This is a genomic window from Achromobacter sp. DMS1 (assembly GCF_001270295.1).
This window is the reverse complement of sequence record NZ_LHSJ01000030.1, coordinates 48,845-53,382: the sequence shown is the minus strand read 5'-3', so window position 1 is coordinate 53,382 and position 4,538 is coordinate 48,845. Positions and strand designations below refer to the sequence as shown.

The window sequence follows — 4,538 nt, the reverse complement described above, 5'->3', positions numbered from 1 at the left end:
AACGCGCCAGACCGGCGCGCAGGCAGCCGGGCGAGCGCGGCCATGCCCGCGCCTCCGCTGCCGGGCAGCGCATGGCCGCTCCCTTCCGCGCTGGCTGGAATGGCGCTGCTGCCGATGGCAGTGCGGCATCCGGTCAGGGTGGCGCAGGCGAGGCCGCAGCCAGCGCCGCTACCGCACAGAAACAGGAACAGCCCGCTTGGGCCAAACGCCTGCATCGCCGCCAGCAACTCACCCATGCCGCGACCACCACCGCCCACACGCTACGCGGTGGCGATGGCGGCGGCTCCGGCCAGGGGCCGAGCCTGCGCGATTCCGATTCATAAGGAGAACTGACCATGCGATTCAAGAAACCGCAGGTGCGCTATGCCGACACGCCGCAACCTGCCACGCCGTACCAAGCTGCCGGCCAGGTGTGGGACGAGCGCATCGGCTCGCCGCGCGTGCAGGCGAAGAACTGGCGCCTCATGGCCTTCGGCTGCCTGACGCTCGCGTTGCTGATGGCTGGCGGCCTGGTGTGGCGCTCGGCGCAGTCCTTCGTGACGCCCTACGTCGTGGAGGTGGACAACGCGGGCCAGGTGCGCGCCGTGGGCGAAGCCGCCACGCCGTACCGGCCCAACGATGCGCAGACCGCGCACCACATCACGCGCTTCGTGACGCTGGTGCGCTCGCTGTCCATCGACCCCATCGTCGTCCGCCAGAACTGGCTGGACGCCTACGACTACACGACCGACAAGGGCGCGGCGGTGCTCAACGATTACGCGCGCGTGAACGATCCGTTCGCGCGCATCGGCAAGGAGTCGGTGACGGTACAGATCACCAGCGTCGTGCGCGCCAGCGACACGTCTTTCAACGTGCGCTGGACGGAACGCCGCTACGTCAACGGCGCCGCGGCGGGCTTGGAGCGGTGGACGGCCGTGGTGTCCATCGTGCTCCAGCCGCCGCGCACCGAAGAACGCCTGCGCAAGAACCCCCTGGGCATCTACGTCAACGGCCTGTCGTGGAGCCGCGAACTGGATTCTTCCGAAGGAGCCAAGCCATGAATGATCTTTTCCGTAAATCCGCTTTGCCGGCGATCCTGCTCGCCCTCGCGGGCTGCGCCTCGCAGGGCAAGCCACCGCCGACCATCTCGCTCGATGAGCCGGTGCAGGCCCAGCCGCTGCCGGAGCCCCCCGCGTCGGTGGAGGTGGTGGCCGTACCCGAGGTGCTGCCGATGCCTGCGCAGTTGAAGCCCTTGCCCGAAGCCGACGACGCCAAACCTGCGCCGGAGCCGGCAGACGAGAAGGTGCGAGTCTCGCGCGCCAATGCCGAGGCCCGCGTCGCGCCCACGCGCGAGGGCTACGTCAACGCGATTCAGGTGTGGCCCTTCACGGATGGCGCGCTGTATCAGGTCTATGCGGCCGTGGGCCGCGTGACCGTGGTTTCGCTCCAGCCGGGCGAGGAACTGGTGACGGTGGCCGCCGGCGATACCGTGCGCTGGATCGTGGGCGACACGTCTAGCGGCAGCGGCGCCGAGCTGCGCGTGAACGTGCTGGTCAAGCCGATTCGCTCGGGCCTCAAGACCAATCTCGTCATCACCACCAGCCGCAGGACGTACCTGCTGGAGCTGGCTTCGACGGAAAAGACGTGGATGGCATCGGTGTCCTGGGAGTACCCGCGCGACCGGATGCTGGCCTTGCAGCGTCAGGCGCAGGCGGCCAGCGCCGCCGCGCCGGTCGATACCGGGCTGGCGCTGGAGAACCTGCGCTTCCGCTACGCGATCAGCGGCAGTAATCCGTCGTGGAAGCCGTTGCGCACCTTCGACGACGGGCAGAAGGTCTATATCCAGTTCCCCGCCGGCATCGCGCAAGGCGAGCTGCCGCCGCTGTTCGTGATTGGGCCAGAAGGCGACGGGCAACTGGTCAACTACCGCTTCCGCTCGCCGTACTACATCGTGGATCGGCTGTTCGGTGCCGCCGAACTGCGCCTGGGCGGGGACAAGGGCGACGTGGTGCGAATCGAGCGCACGGACGGCGTTGCACGGAGGAACTGACCATGAGCCAGGACGACACCCCCGACCTCGCCACGCCGCAGACGGGCAAGGTAGCGCCCGAGGCGGTGGCGCTGCGCGCCCAGCCGCGCCCGGTCACGCGCCTGAACCGGCGCACGCTGGCCATCTCGCCGGCGGCCTGTCGGTCGCCGTGCTCGGGGCCACGATTTGGTCATTGCAGCCGCATCGGCGCGGCGCGGGCGAGCAGACCGAGCTGTACAACGTCGATCGCGTGTCGAAATCCGAAGGGCTGGATGGTCTGCCTTCGGACTATTCCAAGCTGCCGGCCAAGGTGCCGGAGCTGGGGCCACCGCTGCCGGGCGATCTCGGCCCGGCCATCGTGAAGTCGCAGCAGCCGGTGACGCCGACGTATGCGCCACCGGGCCACGACCCGGAGGATGCGCGACGCAAGGAGGCTGACGCGGCGGCGGGTTCATCGGTGTTCTTCCGCTCGGGCAACCAAGGCAAGGCCACCGCGCCGGTCACGGCGCAAGCCGCTGCGGCTGCACCTGGCAGCGCCTTGGCCGGCTTCGACCCGCTGGCCGCCGGGCCGGCCTCGACAGCAGCGCAGCCTTCCGACCCGACCGCCGTGCAGAACCGGCAAGACCAGAAAGAGGCTTTCCTGAAAGGCGGCTCTACGGAAACCCGCAATTCCGGCAATCTGCAAATGCCGTCCTCGCCGTATCAGGTCATGGCGGGAACGGTGATCGCCGGAGCGCTGGTGACGGGCATCAAGTCGGACTTGCCGGGCGACGTGATCGCCACGGTAACGGAGCCGGTCTACGACACGGCCACGGGCAAGTTCCTGCTGATCCCGCAGGGCTCGCGCATCCTGGGCAAGTACAACAGCCAGGTGAGCTACGGGCAGAGCCGCGTGCAGGTGGTGTGGAACCGCATCATCCTACCGGACACGTCTTCGCTGAAGCTCGACAACCTCGCGGGCACTGACCCTGCCGGTTACGCCGGACTGGAAGATGGCGTCGATTGGCACTGGGATCGTGCCTTTGCGGGTGCGGCGCTGACCACGCTGCTGGGCGTGGGCGCCGAGTTGGCCGCGCCGCAGAACCGGCAAGACGGCAACCGGGTCATCATCGCCGGGCAAGGCAGTCTGCAGGACAGCGTGAATCAGGTGGGCCAGGAAATGACCCGGCGCAACATGAACATCCAGCCGACGCTGACCGAGCGGCCGGGCTTGCCGGTGCGGATCATCGTCAACCGCGATCTGGTGCTGCGTCCGTACCAGCCGATGTTTTTCAACCGGGGAGCGATGCGATGAGCACGACTAGGAAGCTGCGGCTTGGGCCGCTGCCCAAGACCGAGAGCACGAAGCTCACGTTCTCGTGCCCGGTCAGCTTGAAAGCCGACCTCGACCGCTACGCCGCGTTGCACGCGCAGGCATATGGCGAAGCCGTCGATGCGACGACGTTGATTCCCCACATGCTGGAGGCATTCATGGCCGGCGACCGGGGATTCAGGAAGGGAAGCGGGAGCAAGGCCGCACCGCCGAAGTCGGGTTGACGATACGAGCGTATCCGCCATCCGCTCACCAAGAAAGCGCAGCCCACTGGCTGCGCTTTCGCTTTTGAGGAGCCTTCTGGAAGTGCAGGACTATGATGACCGATGCGACCTTGCCTGCTGCGGTGCCCTTGCGCTTACCACCGCGAAGCGCCTATGCGGCACCTAGCTCGAAAAGCAGCAAGAGCACACAACGGCTGAAATCTAGCCTAACCTATTACCCCATAAGACCTTTTGCCCCGTTGCATGTCTGCATGAAAGACTTGACAGCGGACATTTTTCATGGCCCCGCCGTTGGCGCATATCCACGGCGGAGCATGCCATGACACTTGCGTTTTCCCCCGACCCCCCGGCGAGCCGCTGCTCCTGCCGGCTGCGCGCGGCCATCGGCCCGCATGTGGCGGCGCTGGCGCGCGCGGGGTTTTCGGTGGCGCTGGATTTTCCCGCCAACACGCGCCGCAGCCGGCAGTGGCTGCTCAGGCTCGCGCAGGCCGCGGGCTGCGGCCACCGCCTGCATTATTACCTGGACGTTCCGGCGGCCGAATGCAAGGCCCGCCTGCACCGGCGCAACGCCGAGGGGGGCATCCGTTCCGCCCCGACGAAGCGGCGTTCGACGCCATCGACGCCTTTTTCGTCGAGCCGGACGGGCAGGAAGGGCTGGTCATCGAGCGCCACTGCGCGCAACACCGCGCGCCTGCTATGATTGCTGGATAAATAACCAGTATACGGACGGCGCGCCGGCTTTTCGCGATGTTTCCCGAGTACCGCTATTACTACCTGCACAATTTCCAGCGCGCGCTTGCCTGGATCGAGGCGCGTTGCGCGGATCTGCTGGACGAGGCCGAGCGGGGCTTCCTGTCGTCGTTCGCCGCGCTGCCGCCGCTTTCGCAGGCGCTGCTGGTGCGCCTGCTGATGCGGCGCGGCCCCTGGTTCCGCGCCAGCCGCCTGGCCTACGAAGAGATTCCCGCCATCGCCGAGGCGGCCGCGCCGCTGCTGG

4 protein-coding genes and 3 pseudogenes are annotated in these 4,538 nt (G+C 67.7%); all 7 read left to right on the top strand.

Annotated features, from left to right (window positions below):
* Positions 1 to 323: pseudogene (locus AD428_RS24470) on the top strand (P-type conjugative transfer protein TrbL); the annotation flags it as partial.
* Positions 324 to 335: 12 nt separating this feature from the next.
* A complete protein-coding gene (gene trbF / locus AD428_RS05965) occupies positions 336 to 1,040 on the top strand; it encodes a conjugal transfer protein TrbF (protein ID WP_053244518.1) in 705 nt (234 codons plus the stop codon).
* Entirely contained in the window at positions 1,037 to 2,029 is a 993-nt protein-coding gene (trbG, locus tag AD428_RS05960) for a P-type conjugative transfer protein TrbG (RefSeq protein ID WP_053244517.1), read from the top strand. The genes trbF and trbG overlap by 4 nt, the downstream gene beginning before the upstream one ends.
* 2 nt (positions 2,030 to 2,031) lie before the next feature.
* Positions 2,032 to 3,302 (top strand): annotated as a pseudogene (locus AD428_RS05955) (TrbI/VirB10 family protein).
* Complete coding sequence (locus AD428_RS05950; RefSeq protein ID WP_053244516.1) at positions 3,299 to 3,544, top strand: DUF2274 domain-containing protein; 246 nt, start codon at positions 3,299 to 3,301, stop codon at positions 3,542 to 3,544. The pseudogene AD428_RS05955 and the gene AD428_RS05950 overlap by 4 nt, the downstream one beginning before the upstream one ends.
* A 319-nt stretch (positions 3,545 to 3,863) precedes the next feature.
* The gene (locus AD428_RS05945; protein WP_053244515.1) at positions 3,864 to 4,244 is read left to right on the top strand and encodes an AAA family ATPase; all 381 of its coding nucleotides are present in this window, start codon (positions 3,864 to 3,866) and stop codon (positions 4,242 to 4,244) included.
* A 47-nt stretch (positions 4,245 to 4,291) separates the two neighbouring features.
* Positions 4,292 to 4,538, top strand: a pseudogene (locus AD428_RS05940) (VRR-NUC domain-containing protein); the annotation flags it as partial.